The sequence below is a fragment of the Facklamia hominis CCUG 36813 genome (genome assembly GCF_000301035.1).
Classification (GTDB): domain Bacteria; phylum Bacillota; class Bacilli; order Lactobacillales; family Aerococcaceae; genus Facklamia; species Facklamia hominis.
Genome location: NZ_JH932292.1, coordinates 30,032 through 50,750 on the forward strand (window position 1 = coordinate 30,032; position 20,719 = coordinate 50,750).

The 20,719-nt window shown below is 36.3% G+C and carries 20 protein-coding genes; 18 read left to right on the plus strand and 2 right to left on the minus strand.

The features are described 5' to 3' along the window. Positions 1 to 108 precede the first annotated feature (108 nt). The 7 genes from grdC to HMPREF9706_RS00250 all read left to right on the plus strand — a co-directional run bounded on the left by grdC (position 109) and on the right by HMPREF9706_RS00250 (position 8,083). Positions 109 to 1,659 carry a glycine/sarcosine/betaine reductase complex component C subunit beta gene (gene grdC, locus HMPREF9706_RS00220; protein WP_006907319.1) on the plus strand — a complete coding sequence of 517 codons (1,551 nt, stop codon included), beginning with the start codon at positions 109 to 111 and terminating at the stop codon, positions 1,657 to 1,659. Positions 1,660 to 1,674: 15 nt separating this feature from the next. Then, positions 1,675 to 2,829: a glycine/sarcosine/betaine reductase complex component C subunit alpha gene (grdD, locus tag HMPREF9706_RS00225; protein WP_006907320.1), complete on the plus strand. Its 1,155-nt coding sequence runs from the start codon at positions 1,675 to 1,677 to the stop codon at positions 2,827 to 2,829. Between the two features lie 254 nt (positions 2,830 to 3,083). After that, complete coding sequence (locus HMPREF9706_RS00230) at positions 3,084 to 4,340, plus strand: ABC transporter substrate-binding protein (protein ID WP_006907321.1); 1,257 nt, start codon at positions 3,084 to 3,086, stop codon at positions 4,338 to 4,340. Positions 4,341 to 4,410: 70 nt separating this feature from the next. Beyond that, on the plus strand, positions 4,411 to 5,274 hold the full coding sequence (locus tag HMPREF9706_RS00235) for a carbohydrate ABC transporter permease (protein WP_231285819.1): 864 nt from the start codon (positions 4,411 to 4,413) through the stop codon (positions 5,272 to 5,274). Between the two features lie 10 nt (positions 5,275 to 5,284). Further along, on the plus strand, positions 5,285 to 6,130 hold the full coding sequence (locus HMPREF9706_RS00240) for a carbohydrate ABC transporter permease (RefSeq protein ID WP_006907323.1): 846 nt from the start codon (positions 5,285 to 5,287) through the stop codon (positions 6,128 to 6,130). A 5-nt stretch (positions 6,131 to 6,135) separates the two neighbouring features. Further along, complete coding sequence (locus tag HMPREF9706_RS00245; protein ID WP_006907324.1) at positions 6,136 to 7,005, plus strand: acyltransferase domain-containing protein; 870 nt, start codon at positions 6,136 to 6,138, stop codon at positions 7,003 to 7,005. Between the two features lie 28 nt (positions 7,006 to 7,033). Then, complete coding sequence (locus HMPREF9706_RS00250) at positions 7,034 to 8,083, plus strand: ABC transporter ATP-binding protein (protein ID WP_006907325.1); 1,050 nt, start codon at positions 7,034 to 7,036, stop codon at positions 8,081 to 8,083. A gap of 51 nt (positions 8,084 to 8,134) precedes the next feature. Here the strand turns inward: HMPREF9706_RS00250 and HMPREF9706_RS00255 are convergent, their stop codons facing one another. After that, positions 8,135 to 8,665, minus strand: coding sequence for a TDE2712 family protein (locus HMPREF9706_RS00255; RefSeq protein ID WP_006907326.1), 531 nt, complete (start codon positions 8,663 to 8,665; stop codon positions 8,135 to 8,137). Between the two features lie 80 nt (positions 8,666 to 8,745). Then, positions 8,746 to 8,973: a DUF3343 domain-containing protein gene (locus HMPREF9706_RS00260; protein WP_006907327.1), complete on the minus strand. Its 228-nt coding sequence runs from the start codon at positions 8,971 to 8,973 to the stop codon at positions 8,746 to 8,748. A gap of 165 nt (positions 8,974 to 9,138) precedes the next feature. Here HMPREF9706_RS00260 and HMPREF9706_RS00265 point away from each other — a divergent pair, with 165 nt between their 5' ends. The 11 genes from HMPREF9706_RS00265 (at position 9,139) to HMPREF9706_RS00320 (ending at position 20,712) form a co-directional block, all read left to right on the plus strand. Then, positions 9,139 to 9,669 (plus strand): SGNH/GDSL hydrolase family protein, encoded by a 531-nt coding sequence (locus HMPREF9706_RS00265; protein WP_006907328.1) that lies wholly within the window; start codon positions 9,139 to 9,141, stop codon positions 9,667 to 9,669. A 4-nt stretch (positions 9,670 to 9,673) separates the two neighbouring features. After that, positions 9,674 to 10,561: an ROK family protein gene (locus HMPREF9706_RS00270; RefSeq protein WP_006907329.1), complete on the plus strand. Its 888-nt coding sequence runs from the start codon at positions 9,674 to 9,676 to the stop codon at positions 10,559 to 10,561. 264 nt (positions 10,562 to 10,825) lie between these two features. Further along, a complete protein-coding gene (locus tag HMPREF9706_RS00275) occupies positions 10,826 to 11,224 on the plus strand; it encodes a GrdX family protein (protein WP_006907330.1) in 399 nt (132 codons plus the stop codon). A gap of 35 nt (positions 11,225 to 11,259) precedes the next feature. Continuing rightward, positions 11,260 to 12,546 carry a glycine/sarcosine/betaine reductase component B subunit gene (locus HMPREF9706_RS00280; RefSeq protein WP_006907331.1) on the plus strand — a complete coding sequence of 429 codons (1,287 nt, stop codon included), beginning with the start codon at positions 11,260 to 11,262 and terminating at the stop codon, positions 12,544 to 12,546. 26 nt (positions 12,547 to 12,572) lie between these two features. After that, positions 12,573 to 13,874: a glycine reductase complex selenoprotein B gene (gene grdB / locus HMPREF9706_RS00285; RefSeq protein WP_081580733.1), complete on the plus strand. Its 1,302-nt coding sequence runs from the start codon at positions 12,573 to 12,575 to the stop codon at positions 13,872 to 13,874. A 177-nt stretch (positions 13,875 to 14,051) separates the two neighbouring features. Continuing rightward, entirely contained in the window at positions 14,052 to 15,266 is a 1,215-nt protein-coding gene (locus HMPREF9706_RS00295; RefSeq protein WP_006907334.1) for an ABC transporter substrate-binding protein, read from the plus strand. 75 nt (positions 15,267 to 15,341) lie between these two features. Next, on the plus strand, positions 15,342 to 16,211 hold the full coding sequence (locus HMPREF9706_RS00300) for a carbohydrate ABC transporter permease (RefSeq protein ID WP_006907335.1): 870 nt from the start codon (positions 15,342 to 15,344) through the stop codon (positions 16,209 to 16,211). Positions 16,212 to 16,213: 2 nt separating this feature from the next. After that, a complete protein-coding gene (locus HMPREF9706_RS00305; RefSeq protein ID WP_006907336.1) occupies positions 16,214 to 17,038 on the plus strand; it encodes a carbohydrate ABC transporter permease in 825 nt (274 codons plus the stop codon). Continuing rightward, positions 17,038 to 18,081, plus strand: coding sequence for an ABC transporter ATP-binding protein (locus HMPREF9706_RS00310; RefSeq protein WP_006907337.1), 1,044 nt, complete (start codon positions 17,038 to 17,040; stop codon positions 18,079 to 18,081). The genes HMPREF9706_RS00305 and HMPREF9706_RS00310 overlap by 1 nt, the downstream gene beginning before the upstream one ends. Positions 18,082 to 18,086: 5 nt before the next feature. After that, positions 18,087 to 18,986 (plus strand): DUF7916 family protein, encoded by a 900-nt coding sequence (locus HMPREF9706_RS00315; RefSeq protein ID WP_006907338.1) that lies wholly within the window; start codon positions 18,087 to 18,089, stop codon positions 18,984 to 18,986. A gap of 103 nt (positions 18,987 to 19,089) precedes the next feature. Then, positions 19,090 to 20,712, plus strand: a complete 1,623-nt coding sequence (locus tag HMPREF9706_RS00320) for an ASKHA domain-containing protein (RefSeq protein ID WP_006907339.1) — start codon at positions 19,090 to 19,092, stop codon at positions 20,710 to 20,712. Positions 20,713 to 20,719: the final 7 nt, after the last annotated feature.

Genomic DNA, 20,719 nt, shown 5'->3' on the forward strand with positions numbered 1-20,719 from the left:
GACAGCACTTAGGTGCTGTCTTTTCATATATGACGCATCACTTGCTATTTAAGGCGATCTGTGAAATAATAGAGGTACAAAATCTTATAAGTAAAAGGAGAAATGTTAATGACTTTTCCAGTTATCAAAGCTGCTGCTTATACGCTAGCTCACGTTCCAAATATGTTGGTGCATAATGGTTCAACTCAAACGACAGAAAAGGTAACCAATCCTGATTCTGAGTATCTTAAGAACTTAAGCTCACATTTACGTTCTTATGAAGAAGTTTGTGGCGATCCTGCTAACCAAGCATATATCAATAATCTGCATTATTCTGAATTAAAGAAGATTGAAGAACCACGCTATAATAAGTTAGTAGAAGCTAAACGCTATTCAAAACGTGGCGAAATTATGCCTGAATTAGAATTTTATGGTGTTTTATCAATTGTTGACGTTTTTGACTTAGTTTACTTAGAAGAGAAATTTACAGAACAAGTAAAAGAAGCCTTGTCCCAAAATGATATGTTCAAAGATGATGTTAACAAGATCCATAAAGTTGAAACAGCTGAATGGATTCAAGATCAAGTTGATAACAATGGCGCAGAAGGTATCTACTATCAAGGAAACCTTGTTGGTTTAGTAGAACGTGCCCATGATATCGACCCTAACTTGTCTGCTCATACTATGTTAGAAAACTTAGTTAATAAAGCTTCTGGTGTGATTACCTTACGTCACTTATTACGTGACTCAGGAGATATCAATGCTGAAGATATCGAGTACGTCATTGAGTGCTCAGAAGAAGCTATTGGTGATGTTAACCAACGTGGTGGTGGTAACATGGCTAAGGCGATTGCTGAACAATGTGGTTTAGCAAATGCCTCTGGAGCAGATATTCGTGCATTCTGTGGTGCACCTTCTCACTCATTAATCACAGCAGCATCATTAGTCCAAGCTGGTACTTATAAGGCAGTCGCTGTAGTTGCTGGGGGATCTACTGCTAAATTAGGTATGAACGGTAAGTCTCACTATGAAAAAGATATGCCATTATTAGAAGATTGCGTTGCAGGTATGGCTTTCTTAGTTACTCAAAATGATGGTAAGAGCCCAGTTATTCGTACAGATTTTGCTGGACGCCACACGGTGTCTTCAGGTTCATCTCCACAAGCAGTTATGACAGCTTTAGTAGGTGACCCACTTGATAAAGCTGGTTTAGGTGTTCCAGATGTTGATGTATATTCTGTTGAAATGCAAAATCCAGATATTACCAAGCCAGCGGGAGCAGGGGATGTTCCAACAGCTAACTTGAAGATGATTGCTGCTGTTGGGGTATTACGTAAAGAAATCGAACGTAAAGAATTACCTAACTTCGTTTCTGAAAAGGGTGTACCTGGATGGGCTCCAACTCAAGGTCATATTCCTTCTGGTGTTCCTTACTTAGGATTTGCTGTGGATGATATGACAAGCGATTCAGATGTTAACCGTGCAATGATCGTTGGTAAAGGATCATTATTCTTAGGTCGTATGACAAACTTGTTCGACGGTGTATCCGTAATTATCGAACGTAACAGTGGAGAAGTTGAAACAGCTGGATCTTCTGACTTGAAAGAAACTGTGAAGTCTGAAGTTGCTAAGGCATTACGCCAATTCGCTGAAAACTTCTCAGGTTCAGAAGAAGAATAGGAGTGAAGCGAACGCATGACTAACCAAGTAAATCAAGCAATTAAAGATGTTTTCAATGAACTAGCTCATACTCTAGAGAGTGGACAAGTAGGCCCATCTATTAAAATTGGTTTGACAATTAATGGCTCTGAATTAGGCTTTGATGTGATGCGTGAAGCAGCTGCTATTGCCAAAGCAGAAGGATTATTCGAAGTCGTATTAATCGGTGAAAGCCAAGATTGGACTAGCGATTACGAACATTATGAAGCTAATAATGAACAGGAAGTAGAAACTACTCTTGATAAGTTATTGGAAGATGGAACGATTGATGGGGCTGTGACATTACATCATACTTTCCCAATCGGTGTTTCTACTGTAGGACGCGTGATTACTCCTGCCTTAGGTAAAGAAGTGTTCATTGCAACTACTACTGGAACAACAGCAACTGTTCGTGCAGAAGCGATGGTTTTAAATGCAATCAATGGTATTGCTGTAGCTAAAGCAAAAGGAATTGAAAATCCAACTGTTGGTATTGTTAATGTTGATTCAGCACACACTGTTGAGAGAGCATTAAACCAATTAAAAGATAAAGGATATCATATTACTTTTGGTCAATCTGCACGTGCTGATGGTGGTGTAGCTTTACGTGGTAATGACCTGCTCCTTGGATCTACTGATGTTATGGTTTGTGATTCATTAACGGGTAATATTTTAATGAAATTATTTGGATCCTATACATCTGGCGGAACTTATGAAACGACTGGTTTCGGATATGGACCAGGGGTTGGCGATGGTTACGATCGAATTATCAACATCGTTTCTCGTGCTTCGGGTGCACCGGTTATTGCTAATGCTTTAAAATATGCTTATCAAATGGCTAAAGGAAAATTAGTAGAAGTAGCAAAGGCTGAATATCAATCTGCTAAACATGCTGGCCTTAAAGATGTTGTTGAAGGTTTACAACCAAAAGCAGCAGCTGTTGAAGAAGAAGTTAAAGCTCCGGAAAAAGAGATTGTTACTTCCTCCTTATCAGGAATTGATGTATTAGACTTAGAAGATGCTGTTAAGGCACTTTGGAAAGCTGGCATTTATGCTGAATCCGGTATGGGTTGCTCAGGTCCAATTGTTATGGTATCTGATGCTAATGCTGAAAAAGCAAAAGAAGTCGTTACAGAAGCTGGCTATATGTAGAATGCCTTAAGTGTTAATTTAAGCCCAACCCTTGGTTGGGCTTTTTTGTATGAACTTGTTAAATGTAAACTTTTAAAAAGTATATGATTTAATTTATAATTTTTTAAAAGTTCTATAAATGGCTGAGGGTTCAACTTTTAGAGTGGATACCATTAAAAAATAAAGTTAATTATTATATAATTCTATATATAAAAAATAGCTATCTGATGAATAAGATGGTAAAATTAAATTAATCTAACAAGGAGGAGATTTTTATGAAAAAATTTCTAAAAGGCTGTTTAGCAGCGGCATTATCGTTGTCGTCATTAATTACGTCAAGTTTAACTACTCCAGTTTTTGCTGAAGAAGAACCTGTTGAAATCAGTTTAATGATTCCTGATTGGGGAGTTCCAACAGATGATATGTTGAAGGATTTCCAAGAAAAGACAAACATTAAAGTAAATGTGATTCCAACAGCTTGGGATGATATTCGTGATAAAGTTGCTACAGCTTCAGTAGGTAAAAAAGCGGCAGCGGATGTAATAGAAGTTGACTGGTCCTGGACCGGTGAATTTGTCTCAGCTAATTGGTTAGCTCCAATTGAGATTGATGAGGATACTCTAAAGGATATGCCAAACCTGGAAACATTTAAGGTGGAAGATCAATATTATGCTGTTCCTTATGCTAATGACTTCCGAATTGCTTATTCTAATCAAGAGATGTTCAAAAAAGCTGGTATTGAAGAATTACCAACTAACTGGAATCAATTGATTGAAGATGCTAAAAAGATTAAAGAAGCGGGTGTTGTGGACTATCCGATTTCAATTCCACTGTTAGCCGAAGAAAATTCGACAACAACCTTCTTATGGTTGGCTTATACGCGTAATGGTATCGTATTTAATGATGATAATACTTTAAATCACGATGCCTTAGTAGATACTTTAACTTTGATTGACAGTTTGGTGAAAGATGAACTTGTTAATCCAGCTAACACAACACTTTCTGGTATGGAAGCATACGGTCAAATTGCAACGGGTGACACGGCAAATATGACTGGACCTTCTTCATTTGTAACTCGAATTGAAGATGAATCTGAATCAAAAGTTGTTGGCCAAGTTCAACCAAGTCGCCCACTTTCTAAAGATGGAGATTATGCAGATAAGACAGTACCATTCAATGAAGCGATTGGTATATCAGCATATACTGAACACCCAGAAGAAGCCTTGGAATTTGTTAAATGGTATACTTCTCCTGAAATTCAAGAACAATTAAATGCTGAAATTTCAGCCACTCCAACCCGTTTATCAGTTCTTGAAAAATTATTTGAAGCTGGACAAATTCAACATGGTGATGTTTTCTACGATGTTGCTGGAATTGTTGAAAATCCATTCCCTAATGGTGTGCCAGATTATTACGCAGAAATGTCTAGTGAAATCTTTAATGGTATTAACCAATTAGCGACTGGCCAATTAACCGTTGAACAAGCGGTTGAACAAATCGAATCAGCGGTCAATGCTTTAGCTCAAAAATAATCTTAAAAAATAAGATAGCTGCCGATGGTTTATTTTCCTATCGGCAGCTTTTTTAGAAAGAATGAATGATATGATTAAAAATAATAAATCGCCTTGGTTTTTATTATTACCAAGTATATTGATTATGGGAATATTTGTTTTTTATCCGATCGTAAAAACATTCTATTATAGTCTGCATCGTTTTAAATTAACAAGGCCTGATCAAATCGAAATGATTGGTCTTAGGAACTATATGTCTGTTTTACAAGATAAGAATTTTCATAATGCCTTAATTAATTCGCTCTCTGTTTTGGCTTATGTTATTTTGTTCGTGATGATTTCTTCCTTATTTGTTGCACTATTATTGAATCAGAAACGGAAATTAACACCGCTATTGACTGCAATAGCGATTTTACCATGGGCTTTACCACCTCTAGTGAATGGGGTTTTGTGGTCCTTTATTTTTCATCCTTCTTATGGCATGTTGAATAAATTATTAATATCTTCTGGTATCATTCAAGCCCCTATTGCATGGACTGCAAATACAGGTTGGTTGATGTTCATTGTCTCTTTAATTGTATCATGGCAGGTCGTTCCTTTCTGTGCCATTGTTTTGCTAGCGAATTTGCAAAGTATTCCTCAAGACATTTATGAAGCTTCAGCGATGGATGGAGCGAATAGTTCTCAAACCTTTTTTTCTGTGACTCTGCCATTATTATTACCCTCTTTGTTGATTTGTTTAACTCAGGCATCTTTATCAGCTGTAAATATTTTTGATGAGATTGTCGCCTTAGTGGACTATCGTAAAGATGCTCAAACCTTGTTGATTTATAATTATCAAAATACTTTTTCATTTTTGGATTTTGGTTATGGTTCGGCGATTACCTATGTAGTGATGCTACTAACGGGAATATTTGGATATTTATATGTTCGCAATATTGCGAAGGATATGTAGGAGGTCATTTATGAAAAAATCATTTTTAGCAAATGCTGCCTACTTTCTAGCGGTACTTGTCTTTTTAATATTTACCTTAGGACCCATTTTATGGGCTTTAAATATTGCCTTAACACCTGAGGGGGAAATTACTAAAGCTTCTAGTCAGATTATTGCGTCACATATTACCTTTGATAATTTCAAGCAGTTAATGGATCCGACAACTTCTGCTTATCGTTTGATAATTCCAGCGATTATCAATTCAGTGAAGATGTCTGCGATCAGTGTTTTATTAACTGTTCCTATTTCTTTGATGACGGCATATGCCTTTTACCGTTATAATTTCAAAGGGAAAAAACCAGTATTTTTATTGATTACTTTAACCATGGTTATTCCGGTGTTTACGACGATTATTCCGATATATGCTATGTTTGCCCAAAACGATCTCTTAGATCAATTATTTTGGATAGCTATTATCTATGTTTCGGCCTTTATCCCTTTAAATACTTGGTTAATCTATAATCACTTTAAGGACTTACCCTATGAAGTTATAGAGGCAGCGATGATGGATGGGGCAGGTGAATGGCGAGTGTTTTTTGAAACGATATTGCCTTTGTCTTGGCCAATCCTTATTACTAGTTTGTTAGTTGTTTTTTTAACCGCTTGGAGTCAATTCCAAATTCCTATGATTTTAACTACAAGCCAGGCTAATAAAGTAATTACACTCGTGATTCAGGATTTTAAAGGACGTTATACTGCCTCCTATGGTTTGATCGCTGCTTCTGGTTTATTAGCCATACTTCCCCCAGCTGTTTTAGCAACGACCTTTAGAAAATTCTTAATTAGTGGATTGACTGGTGGAGCAACGAAAGGATAGAAGAGATGATAGAATTTTATACCGAATACTTTAAGACATTTTCGGTTGACGAGCATGAGCACGCTTTGGAGCAGATACTACGACAGTTGGGTTTTGATTTTAGTCATTTTAGTAGGATGTTGCCCGAACCGTCGTTAATTTTTGACGTACTTGACTCGGGTTATCAGGGGATGGCATTTGATTCAACACGTATGATAGTTAAAATAAATGACGCTGAAAGGGCACAGGTATTAATTCATCTCTTACCCGCTTTAAAGCAAATCTATCAAGAAAGAAATTATTCGGAATCAATTTTTTGGGATACATTGAGTGATTTGGTGTATCGATTAAATCTCTATTCTAATCGCCATCATTGTTTGGGACTTACTGAAGATGACGGGCACTGGTTGTTAAGAGTCTTTTTCTTAAATATTTTTCGTCTCGGCTCCTTGCAATATGAGCGGTTGAAGTTAGATTTTAACTTGCTTCCTTTTGAATTAACATGGAAAGAAGCTAGCAAGGAAAGAATGCTCCAAGGGCAAGAAGTGCTAAGTATACATATAATGGCAGGGGTATCACTGGATCAAGAGTCAGTAGATCACTCTCTTTGTCAAGCGCGAAGCTTTTTTAGGGATGCGGGAATCAATTATTTTTATTGTTGTTCATGGCTGTTGAATCCCGATAATGAATTTTTGCTCTCGAGCGGATCTCGTATTCTTCAATTTGCTTCACAATTTGAATTATTAGCTTCAGCTAAATATAAAGACTATCCTTTATATTCAATTTTTGAAACAGAATATTATAAGAATAGACCAATGACAAGTTTGCAAAAGATGGCGAGAGCTCATCCAGAATATTTAGGGGTAGGTCTAGGTGTTGTTCCAATAAAAGAGTAAGGTACTTCTAAGAAGGAGAAGATAAGTAATGGGAAGCGTTAAACTACAGAATGTTTGTAAAAAATATGATGATGAGGTAATGGCGGTAGAAAATTTTAATTTAGATATTCATGATGGGGAATTTGTTGTATTTGTAGGTCCATCTGGTTGTGGAAAATCAACAACATTAAGAATGATTGCAGGTCTGGAGTCAATCAGTGAGGGAGAATTATGGATTAATGACCAACTAGCTAATGATTTGCGACCTCAAGATCGTGATTTAGCCATGGTTTTTCAATCTTATGCTCTATATCCTCATAAAACAGTTTTTCAAAATTTAGCCTATCCTTTAAAGATTCAAGGGCTTAGTAAAGAAGAGATAGACAGTAAGGTTAAACATACGGCAAAGCTGATTGAAATTGATGATTTATTAGATAGAAAGCCACGTCAACTATCGGGAGGTCAACGGCAACGGGTGGCGTTGGGAAGGTGTCTTGTTCGGTCGCCACAAGCTTTTTTAATGGATGAACCCTTATCTAATCTAGATGCCAAATTGAGAGTGAGTATGCGATCTGAAATTGTTAATTTGCAAAAGAAAATTCAAGGAACTTTTATCTATGTTACCCACGATCAGATTGAAGCAATGACGATGGGGGATCGGATTGTGGTAATGAATAAGGGGGTTATTCAACAAGTCGGAAAGCCAGAAGAAATCTATCATCATCCCAAAAATCGATTTGTGGCGTCCTTTATTGGAAGTCCTGCTATGAACTTTTTATATTTTGATGAGTCGAAAATTACTCTGAATGATTTGAGTTGGTCTATTGAACAAAATGGTCCATTTTATTTAGGTGTTCGACCGGAGCACATTGTTCCTGCTAGAAGCGAGGAGGATTTATATACCTTTACCGCAAAAATTGATCATATTGAAAAATTAGGGGCCGAAAATTATGTGAACTTAATCGTTAATGATCAATTAATTCTAATGAGGGATTATGGATTAAATCCATATCATGAGGGAGAAGTGTATTCCTTTAGCATTGTACCATCAAATATAAAATATTTTGATGTGCATAGTGAAGAATCTTTTTCAATATAAAAGTAAAAAGCATCCTATTCATTTTAATGATGATAGGATGCTTTTATTTTCTTATTTGAGGATGGTTTCGAGTTTGCTTTCGATATAGTCAACTAATTTTTGATCGTTGACAAGAACAGTTTCGAAATCGGTGAAATCTATCTTTAATTTAAAGAAGTTAATCGTTAAGATATTATCTTCAATTTTATCGGTGAGGTCGTAGGCAGGAACAAAGTTAATTTGAACGCTGTCATACTTAGTGTCTCCTGAAAACTTTTCTTTTAAATTATTCACATTAAGTGTTTTAATTGTAGGTAGGGTCAATTCGACATTTCCAGGATCATCAGCAAAGAACTTATTTGACTGATAGAATTCTAATTCTTTAGAAGTGGCTTCATTGACAGGTTCATAATTGATAACCGCTGATAACACTTTGCGGACAGAGTTACTATTAAAATCATCCGTATATACTGCTTCCATCTCAGGTCGATTTGCGATGTCGAGTAGGTAAGAATCGGCAAGCTTTTCTTTTCTAGCGGCTGTTTGCCAGAAAAAATCCATTAATTCAATGGTTTCAAAGTTAATTTTTACATTTTCAAGCATATAAAGTCTCCTTTTATAAAGATTCTCTTATAAGTATAACAGATTTATTCTGATTTTAAATACTTAAGGGTAGTCCATACTTATAAAATAGCAATTTGATTGAGTGACAGTTGGGCCTGCTTAGAGATTTCTTCGATGTGGGTTTGTTCATTAGGCTCACTGCGCCAGGCCATGCCGCATCCTGCTGAAAGCTCGCTTGGAATAGCGACGAGTCTTCCCGGAATTTGATGGGTCTTATAGAGATTTTCAGCAGTCATTGCATCTAGCGTATTATGAAAAGTAATATATAAGTATTCTTTTTTAGACATAATCCTAAACTCCTTGATATAAAAGTCATCTAAAGCTTGAAAGTTAGTATTGACAGATGATAATGTTCGTCGATTTTTTAAAAACTATGTTAGAATAATTATAGTCAAATTGATTGTAACTTTCAAATACAGATTGTCTAACAAATAAGAGGGTGGTAGATATATATGAATTTATTAATGCTCGGCCATTCGATTCTTGCCTTTTATAAACAAGATCGTTTAGGAAGCTGGGAAATCACCAATGTATCAAAGCAAGGAGTTATAGCTAAGGAGGGTTATCAACGTTTACTTAGCGAGCCAGAATTGTTAAATGGCAAAGACGCTGTCTTGATTATGTTCGGTATTAATGAACTTTATTATCAAATGAAGATTGAATCTATTATTACTAATCTAAAGAAAATGATTAAATTTATTCGAGAGCAAAAACAAGAGATTCCAATTATCTTATGCCATGTCATTCAGACAGCTGAAACGAACCGTTTGAAGCCTGATCGTATTGAATCTGTAAATTTGGAAATAGATAAATTAGCTAAAGAATATTCAACATTAATTTTAGATTGGCAGGCATTCTATCGAGATCAAGGTGAAATTCAACCCGAATATACTATAGATGGCATTCATCTTTCAAAAAAAGGATACGATCTATTTAGTCAAACGTTATTAGATCTGTTAAACAATAATATTTCAAAGGAGTGAGATGATGTATTTTGTAATGGATGTAGGAGGAAACTACATTAAGTCGGGTCGGGTCAATGATCAGGGGGATCTAATAGAAACTTTTCCTTCAGTAAAAACACCGTTAAATTTATCGGCATTTGAGGAGGCACTTGAAAAGGTCCTTTCTTCGCTGGATGAAAAAGACAAGGGAATTGCGATTAGTCATACTGGGATTGTGGATGATGATCGAGGCGTATTAGTTTTTAACGGATCTTTACCTTTTCTAAAAGGATATCCTTATCGAGAAAAACTACAGCAACAATATCAGAAAAAAATTAATCTTATCAATGATGGGCAGGCTGCTGTGATCGCAGAACATCAGTTGGGAGCCTTAAAAGGTGTTGCTAATGGTCTTGCGTTAACCTTAGGAACTGGACTTGCCTTAGGAATTATTATCGATCATAAATTGTATAAAGGTAGTCATAATGTGGCCGGAGAGGTTTCATTTATTTTGCCTGAATATTTTGCTAATCCTTTAGTAAGACAAGGGGGAGTGTTTAACTTTGTGCGTCCAGCCAATCATTTGTTAGATTGTAAGGATGAGAATGATGCGGAAAATGTATTTAAAGCGATACGGGCTAATCATCAACCGGTGATCGATTTATTTAATGACTATTGTCAAGTCATTGCTACACTTATTTATAACCTTCACCTTGTTTTTGATGTTGAGCGAATTGCTATCGGTGGAGGAATTTCAAACGAACCTCTGATGATCGAGGGAATAAGAAAAGCCTATCATGCACTTTATGAGAATCATCCCTCCTTTGTCTTTAGGGAAGAGATTTTTGAACCTGCTCCTTTAACAACCTGTCATTTTAAAAACGGGGCGAACTTATTAGGGGCCTATTTGTATGCCAAAACCAGTCTTTAGAAGCATTTATTTATTTTTCTAATAAACTTTATTTTAATAAAAGAAGTGAGAATTTATATAAAAAAAGTGATAATATAGCTTCTTCTAATAAAAAAGTTTATGCGACAACTTGAAATTTAAAATAAAACAACAATAGACTTGTAAAACTTATTGATTTTAGTTATAATATTCACAAGAACAAGGACTAGTGCAACCACCACGGTTTTGTTCTTTAGGTCATTTATTAGCGTAGATGATCCAGCACTAGTGTCGAGAGGTGAAGGAATGCAAATCATCACAAACAATCCGATGGTTAAAGAAAAAATCAAGTCCTGTCCTGTTGAATTTATCGATGGGACATATGCGGATGTCTTCAAAGAAACTAAGCGATTAGTTGTTGAAGAGCGTTTGGTTATTTTAACACATCCATTGTCTGGTTCAATTAAACCTAACGAGACCTACTATAAATCAATCCTTATCACTACTACACAACTACAACAGATTGATATGGAAAGTCTTGATCTTATTGATAATGCATTGGATGTCTACGAAAAGTTCAATAAAAACCGTAAGACTCCACAATGGACCCCTCAAATTCTTGAGGATTTTGCGGATATTGATCTTGACTTGATTGAAAATGCTTTATCTCGCATTCGTTTCTCCCCTGAGTTACGATTCAAGTAACTTGCGTATTTAGAAATATTAACAGAGGTGATTAAATGAAACTTGAATTAGGAAAAATTCAAATTAAAGATGTTCAAAAAGCATCCGAATCAAAAGTTGAAAACGGTACTTTGTACATCAATGAAGAAGAAATTAAAGAGATCGTTTTAGCAGATGATCACATTGTTAAATGTGAAGTTGAAATTGCTAAACCAGGTGAATCAACCCGTATTACACCTATCAAAGACGTGATTGAACCACGTTGTAAAGTAGAAGGCGACTGCGAAATCTTCCCAGGTGTTATCTCCAAAGTAGATCGCGTTGGTGAAGGACGTACTCACGCACTTAAAGGTTGTGCAGTGGCTACTGTTGGTAAGATTGTTGGTTTCCAAGAAGGTATTGTTGATATGCAAGGACCTGGTGCAGAATTAACACCATTTTCAAAATTAATCAACATTTGCTTAGTAGTAGAACCAGCTGAAGGTATTAAACCTCATCAATATGAACAAGCAGTTCGTGAAGCAGGATTTAAGGTTGCTTTATACTTAGGTAAATTAGGTAAAGAAGTTGAACCTGATGAAGTAGTTACTTATGAAACAAAACCATTATTGGATCAAATTGCAGAGTATCCTGAATTACCAAAAGTTGGTTATGTATACATGTTACAAACTCAAGGTTTGTTACACGATACTTATGTATACGGAACAGATGCTAAACATATCGTTCCTTCAATTCTTTACCCAACGGAAGTAATGGACGGAGCCATTGTTTCTGGTAACTGTGTGTCTGCTTGTGATAAGAATACAACATACCACCACTTAAATAATCCAGTTATCGAAGATTTATACGCACGTCATGGAAAAGATATCAACTTTGTCGGTGTTATCATCACTAACGAAGCGGTTTACTTGAATGATAAGAAACGTTCATCTGACTGGACAGCTAAATTATGCCGTTATTTAGGTTTGGATGGCGCTATTGTTACTCAAGAAGGATTTGGTAACCCAGATACTGACTTGATTATGAACGCTAAGAAAATTGCTGGACAAGGTGTTAAGACGGTTATCGTTACAGACGAATATGCTGGACGTGACGGTGCTTCCCAATCTCTAGCTGATGCGGATCCATCTGCAGATGCCGTAGTTACTGGCGGAAACGCTAACGAAGTGATTGTATTACCTCCAATGGATCGTATTATCGGTACATTAGATTATGTTGATACAGTTGCTGGTGGATTTGACGGAAGCTTACGCGAAAATGGCGAAATTGAAGTTGAAATTCAAGCTATCACTGGTGCAACCAATGAAATGGGCTTCAATAAACGCACGGCTCGTGGAGTTTAATCAAGGATTATAAGGGAGGTTAAATGATGAGTAAAAAACGTGTAGTACACTATATTAACCAATTCTACGCTGGTATCGGTGGGGAAGAAAAAGCTGATACAAAGCCTTTTAAAGAAGATGGCGTTAAAGGACCTGGTGTTGGTCTTAATGGTTTAATTAAAGATAATGGTGAAATCGTTGGTACAGTAGTCTGTGGTGACTCTTACTTTAACGAAAATCCAGAAGCAATCGATGAAGTTATTGAAATGATCAAATCATTTGAACCAGATCTAGTGATCGCGGGACCTGCATTTAACGCTGGTCGTTATGGGGTTGCATCTGGTGCGGTTGCAACAGCTGTGGTTGAACGTCTAGGTATTCCAGCTGTAACTGGTATGTACGAAGAAAACCCTGGTGTGGATATGTATAAGAAAGTTCCTTACATTGTTCAAACAGGTAACTCTGCTGCAACCATGCGTAAAGCATTGCCTGCTATTGCAAACGTAGTAAACAAAATTTTAGAAGGTAAAGAATTATCTCCTAAAGAAGACGGTTACTTCGAACGTCACCGTAAGAACTTCTTTACCGAAGAACGTGGATCATTCCGTGCGGTTGATATGTTAGTTAAGAAGTTAAATGGCGAAGAATTCGTAACAGAATATCCAATGCCTGACTTCGACAATGTGGAACCAGGTGCTGCTATTAAAGATTTATCGAAAGCTAAGATTGCGATCGTTACTTCTGGTGGTATCGTACCTCATGGTAACCCAGATCACATTGAATCTTCATCAGCTTCTAAATATGGTCGTTATGACATTGCTGGTGTTGATGATCTTAAAGAGGGTGAATGGGAAACAGCTCACGGTGGTTATGACCCAACTTATGCCAACGAAGACTCTGACCGTGTTATCCCAGTAGACGTATTACGTCAAAAGGAAAAAGACGGAGAAATTGGAGAATTATTCCACTATTTCTACTCTACAGTTGGTAATGGTACTGCTGTTGCTTCTGCAAAAGCATACTCTGAAGCTATCGCTAAGGAATTATTGGAAAATAATGTCGATGCTGTTATTCTTACCTCTACTTGAGGTACCTGTACACGTTGCGGAGCAACAATGGTTAAAGGTATCGAAAAAACTGGTATTCCTGTAGTTCATATGTGTACAGTTACACCTATTTCTCTTACTGTAGGTGCTAACCGTATCATTCCTACGATTGCTATTCCTCACCCATTAGGAAATCCAGCATTAGATCATGAGGAAGAATTCAAATTACGTACACACTTAGTTGATAAAGCTCTTAAGGCTTTAACAACTGAAGTTTCTGGACAAACAGTCTTTGAAGACTAATTTATAAAGAAACTTAAGCCCTTGCTAATGCAGGGGCTTTTATTTGTTTTATTTATGTAATTTTATAATAAATATTAGCGATATATTTAAATATCAAATAACTATCTGTTGATATTGATTAAATATTATGTCAATGAGATAATAAGGATATAAATTCAAAAGGGAAAGAGGATAATGATGAAGAAGTTTTTATTAAAAGCGACAGCATTTGTTCTATCGGCTAGCAGTTTATTAGGACTAAGTCCTTTAGTTCATGCAGAAGATAACAATGAAATTTCTATTTTGGCTCCTGGTTATGATGGTGGATACCTTAAAGAAGAATTGGATAAGGGTGTTGCTGGATTTGAAGAGGCTACTGGCGCTAAGGTTAATATTATTAATGTTGACTGGGATGATTTAAACTCTAAAATTGTTCAACTTGCTTCAGCTAACCAAGCACCAGATATCATGATGATTGGTACTCGTTCATTAAAACAATTTGCGGAAGAAGGAATTATTCAACCGCTAGATGACTATATTACCCCTGAATTTACTGAACCACGGGTTGAATCTGTATTACATGCAGCAAATATTGATGGCAAACAATATGGAATTCCATTTGCTTTTTCTAGCCGTGGTCTATTCTATCGTTCTGATTTAGTTGAAAAAGCTCCAACTAATTGGGATGAATTATTAGAAACAGCTCGTCAAATCAAAAAAGATAATCCAGATATGTATGCTTTCTACTTACCAGTTGATGGACCTGGTACTTCTATCGAATTGATGTCCTTCTTCTATCAAAATGAAGGATATATCTTTAATGATAAAGGTGAGTATGAAGTTAATAATGCAGCTAATGTTGAAACGCTTGAATATTTAGCTCAATTTGTACAAGAAGATTTGGTACCTAGCCCACTTGACTCTCCTAGAAATGAAGCTGCTAAAATGTTCATTAATGGTGATTTAGCTATGTTTATGTCTGGTCCATGGGAAAAAGAAGAATTAGATAAGGCTTCTGATAAAGCACCTTATTTAACAGCAAAATTACCAAAAGGAAAAGTAGAAGCTGTTAATATTGCAACTGACTCTTATGTAATTCCTAAGGGTGCTAAAAATCCTGACTTGGCATGGAAATTTATTGATTTTATGGGTCAAGAAGAATACCAACGTCCTATTTCTGAAGCCTTTGACTGGTTCCCAATCTTAAAAGCAGAACAGTCTGATGAACGTTTCCAAACTGATTTTATGAAACCATTTAGTGAAATCATTGAATTTGGACAACCTGATCCGCATACTTCTAATTGGGATACTTTCCACCGTCACTTTAATTTAGCGATTCAAGAAGCTTTAACCGGTGAAAAGACAGCTCAAGAAGCTTTAGATGATGCTCAAAAGGCATTAACACAAGAATAAAATCAGCCTATTTAGGGTAAAGAAAGCTGGGTTTTACCCAGCTTTCTTTATATTCTTTTAAAAAGGAGGGCCGTTATGATTCAAAAGAAAAATTTTCAAGCGATTTATTTTTTATTACCGGCAATGATTCTACTAACTATTTTATATGCTTACCCTATGTTTTTACTTCTCGTTCAATCTTTTCAGAAAGTTGAATTGTTTGGTGATCAATCTAAATTTGTTGCCTTCGATAATTATATAAGATTATTAAAGGATAAAGGAATTTATCATAATTTAAGAATTACCTTGCTTTATTCTTTTGTAACCATAGCTATCAAAATGTTAGGTGGCTTAATGATTGCCTTGCTGATTAATTCTGATATTTATGGAAAGAAATTGGCACGGTTTATTATGTTGATTCCATGGGCAATTCCTCAAGTAGCTGTTTCGATTATTTGGAAATGGATTTATGATACAAGATATGGTTATTTGAATTATTTTTTAGATGCCGTTAATTGGGTGCAAGGAAATATTGCTTGGCTGGCAGATAAGGATGTTACCCTCTATGCTGTTTCTATTGTTGATGCATGGATGGGCTGGCCATTAATTACCATGATGATTTTAGCAGGTTTAGAGGCGATTCCTAAGAGCCTTTATGAAGCGGGGAGATTGGATGGGGCAAATACTTGGAAACAATTTTGGCATATAACTTTGCCAGAACTCGCCCCCGTTTTGACGATTACCTTTACGCTCGTTTCAATTTGGACCTTTAATTCCTTTAATGTTATTTTTGTGATGACTCAAGGGGGCCCTTTAAGATCAACCGAGACCTTAATGATGCGTGTCTATAATGAGGCCTTTAAGAAATTTGATTTTGGCATGTCTTCAGCATTGAGCGTATTAATCATATTGTTTATGTTGGCATTTATTTCTTTATACATTCGCCAATTGACGAAGGAGGAGTAATATTGAAAAAATCACGTAAATGGGTAAAAACACTTTTAATTTTTTCTTTTGTCATCCTTCTAAATGTTCCCATTCTGATTATGTTGAATACTTCTTTACAAACGTATGAACAAACGCTGCAATGGCCGCCGCAATTTTTTAGAATGCCATTACAGTGGGGGAACTTTATAGAAGTGTTAAATGGAGATTTTTCGGTAATTAAGCCTTTGCTAAATTCAATCATTGTGTCAGTTTCTACGATGCTTATTTGTACACTAGTTGCTTTATTTGCGGCATATGCTTTATCAAATTTTGACTTTAAAGGCCGAAAATGGCTTCTTTATACAATTTTGGTGATGCAGATGTTGTCTCCTGTTCTATTAGCGAATCCATTATATGCAATATTTAATCGTCTTGGACTATTAGATTCTCTTTTTGCTTTGATTATAGCTAATACAGCCTCTTCTTTACCAATGTCGATCTGGATGATGTATACGTATTTAGCTCAAGTACCGTCATATCTTGAAGAGGCAGCTCGTTTAGACGGAGCAAATCGCTTTGAAAGTTTAATTAAAATCATCTTACCAACGGCAATGCCTGGCGTCATCACAGTTGGTATATTCGCCTTTATTGCAGCATGGGGAGATGTTGTTTTTGCTAGAATGGCGATTTTTACCAAAGAACTAAGACCTATTTCAATGGCATTAATGGATTTTGAATCTTTATATAAGACTTCTTGGGAATTACAGATGGCTGCATCGACCTTATCTGTATTACCTATCTTTATTTTATTTCTTTATGTACAAAAATATTTGGGGCGTAGTCTCGCAACAGCAGGAGGTAAATAATGGTTGCACTTGCTATTAAAAATTTAAATAAATCCTATTCAAAAGGGAACAAAATATTTGATGATTTTAATGTTTCGTTTGATACTGGGGAGTTAATTGTCATCTTAGGACCTTCGGGGTGTGGAAAATCTACCTTATTGAGATCGATCGCTGGACTTGAAGAAATTGAATCAGGTGAAATTGATATGGATGGGGTTAATATTGCTAACATAGACCCCAAGGATCGTCAGATTGCCATGGTTTTTCAAAACTATGCACTTTATCCACATAAGACAGTCTATGGAAATTTAGAGTTTGGCTTAAAAATGCGTAAGGTAGATAAAGAAACGCGGCAAAAGAGGATTGAACAAGTTGCTGAAATGCTTGGATTAACGCCATTTTTACAAAGAAAACCCAAAGCTCTATCCGGTGGTCAAAGACAGCGGGTTGCACTAGGGCGTGCCTTGGTTAATAGTCCAAAACTATTTTTGATGGATGAACCTTTATCGAATTTGGATGCCAAACTAAGAGTAAAAATGCGGTCTGAAATTATTCAGTTACATAAACAATTAGATGAAACAATCATCTATGTGACGCATGATCAAACAGAAGCAATGACGATGGCGGATCGAATTTTATTATTGAATCAAGGAGAAATACAACAATTTGATCGCCCTGAAAAGCTTTATCATGAACCAGCTAACTTGTTTACGGCTGAATTCATTGGTTCACCCGCTATGAATATTCTCTCACTACCAGTGGAAAACCAACAAGTTCAATTATTGAATCAAACTTTTAAATTACCATTCACTTATGATAATTCCTCTATTTATTTAGGAATTCGTCCAGAAGACGTTACATTAACTTCTGATGGTGAACAACCAATTTTATATACTGAAAATTTAGGGAATGAATATTTAATTTTCGTGAATTATCAAGGTAAGGAAGTTGTCATACGGTCAGATAGGGATTATCCAACCAATGGGAAATATGGCTTATCATTAAATCCAGATAAATTGCACTGGTTTGATCAGGATACTCAATTAAGGAGGAGTGAGCTTTAAACAAGATGGTGAAACGTTTTTTTGATTTAACTGCCAACGAAATGGTGGAGTTAAATAAAGAGGATTTATTAACGGCTATTCAAGCTTGTGAAGGAAGAGTGGTTCTTTCTGAAAATGATGTTACCAGAGGACCAACTGTCATTGGTGTGACAAATAGTGAACTGGCAAGAGCGAGCGGTGCAGATTTGATACTTTTGAATAAATTGGATCTACAAGATCCAAAAATACCTGCATTGGCTAATAGTTCTAAGCCAATTGCTGATTTAAAAAAGCTGGTTATGCGTCCAATTGGGGTTAATCTTGAAGCGGTATCGCATCATCATGAAAAGAGTTTAGAACCGCTTTTAACATTGCCGACGGGACGGATCGCTAGTTATGATAACTTTAGCTTAGCTGAAAGAATGGGCTTCGATTTTATTTGTTTAACGGGTAATCCTAAGACAGGAGTAAGTTTGAGTGCTCTTGTTGAAGCGGTAAGAGTAGCTAGAGATGTTTTTTCAGGAATTATTATGGTTGGAAAAATGCACTCAGCTGGTGTTGATGAACCTGTGATCGATTCCAAAACGGTGTTGGCATTTATTGATGCTGGGGCGGATGTTATTTTAATCCCAACCCCTGGTTCTTTGCCTGGGTTTACACGGGAAGAAGCGATCGAATTGACTCGATTTTGTCATCAAAGGGGTAAAATAACATTGGCCGTTAATGGGGCTTCTCAAGATTATTCATCTAGAGAAACTATCCGACAATTTGCTATAATAAATAAAGAAATTGGTGCGGATATTCACCATATTGGCTCTTCGGGAACAGGGGGAATCGCACCTAGTGAAAATATTTTTGAATTGTCGCTTGCAATTAGGGGTTTAAATCATACGCTAAGACAAATGGCTAGTTCGATTAAGCGATAAAGTTGTTAGATCAAAGAATTAGTTAAAGTATAGCCACAGAATTTTTAGGGTTTAGGGCTGTGACATATTGTCACAGCCTTCTGTCCTGAATAGGAGGAATTGTTTGATAATTGAGGGAAAAAGCAAAGATATTTTTCAAAAAATGACCAGAGACTACCAAATGGTATTTCCCTGTGGCGGGGGAGGAACCTGTGGAAAATGTCGAGTAAAAATTGAATCAAAAAACTCTGTACCGATTACTCAAGCCGATCGACTCCTTATATCAAAACAAGCGATTTCTGAGGGTTATCGGTTGGCTTGCCATTTAAAGGGTGATAATTGTGTGCGCGCATATGTACCAGATCAGAGCATGGCTGCTTCACAGGGTGTACAAATTCTTAGGACTGGTCATTTGGCCCCCTTTGTGATTGATCCTGTTATTTATTATAATCAAGAAGAAAAAAAGATTTATTATCTTGATCGGCCATTGGCTAATTGGCAGGAATCAAAGAGCTTTTATATTGCAACTGTAGATATTGGTTCAACGACAATTGTAGTGTCATTATTAGCTGGTCAAAGTGGTCAAGAAATTACGTCCGAGACCTGCTTAAATCCACAAAGAAGATTCGGTCAAGATGTGATGTCTCGGATTTCTTCTGTACAAAAAGATCCAGAAAATCTTACTGAAATGCAAGGTGCTGTCCTATCTGAGATACGTGACATACTGTTACAAATGTGTTTGAATCATGAGATTGAATTCGAGCAAGTTTTTGGAATTTTTATTGCAGGAAATGCTGTTATGAATCATATACTTCTAGGTGTATCCCCAGAACCCTTAGGAGTGGCTCCATACCAGTTGGTCATAAAAGATCTTCAGGAACGAAATTTTCATGAAATGGGTTTTGATTGTTTTGGAGAGGGAATATTAGCGACGCTTCCTAATGTTTCAGCATTCGTTGGAGGCGATATCGTTGCAGGAATTCTCGCAACTGCTCTTTATCGTCAACAACAAACTTGTCTTTTTGTAGATATTGGAACGAATGGTGAGATTGTCTTAGTTCATAAAGGAAAAATGTATTCAGCATCTTGTGCGGCAGGCCCCGCCTTAGAAGGGATGAATATTACTTGTGGAATGACAGCTCAACCTGGTGCTATTGAAGAAGCAACTTTCTCGCGAGCCTCTTTAAGATATAAAACGATTGCTAAAAAAAAGGCAGTTGGAATTTGTGGATCGGGTATTTTGGCCTTAATACGTGAATTTTTAAATGAAGAATTGATCATTCCGCGGGGAAATATTGCCAAAGCTGAAACCTTAAGTCCAAGATTACAAACCTATATTGATAATAAAGCTAAAAAGATTTGGATTGATCGACGCAGAAATATTTTTATTTCTCAAGGAGATATTCGCCAAATTCAATTGGCCAAAGGTGCCATTTTGTCGGGAATACAAGCACTGATGGCTCAAGCAGGTATTGATGCTGAGAATATTGATCGAGTCTTAATTGCCGGACAATTTGGTACCTATGTTACGGCAGAGTCACTCACAGTAGTAGGTTTAGTTCCTAAATCACTCAAGGATAAAATTGAGTATGTTGGTAATACTTCTCAAGCTGGTTGTAGAATGTTTGCTTTAAATCATCATTTTTATCATCGTGTCAATCAAATGGTAGCAGAAATTCAACATGTCGAGTTGTCTTTGTTACCTGGTTATGATCGACTTTTTGCGAAAGCGACTCTATTTAAGTAAAAGGGGA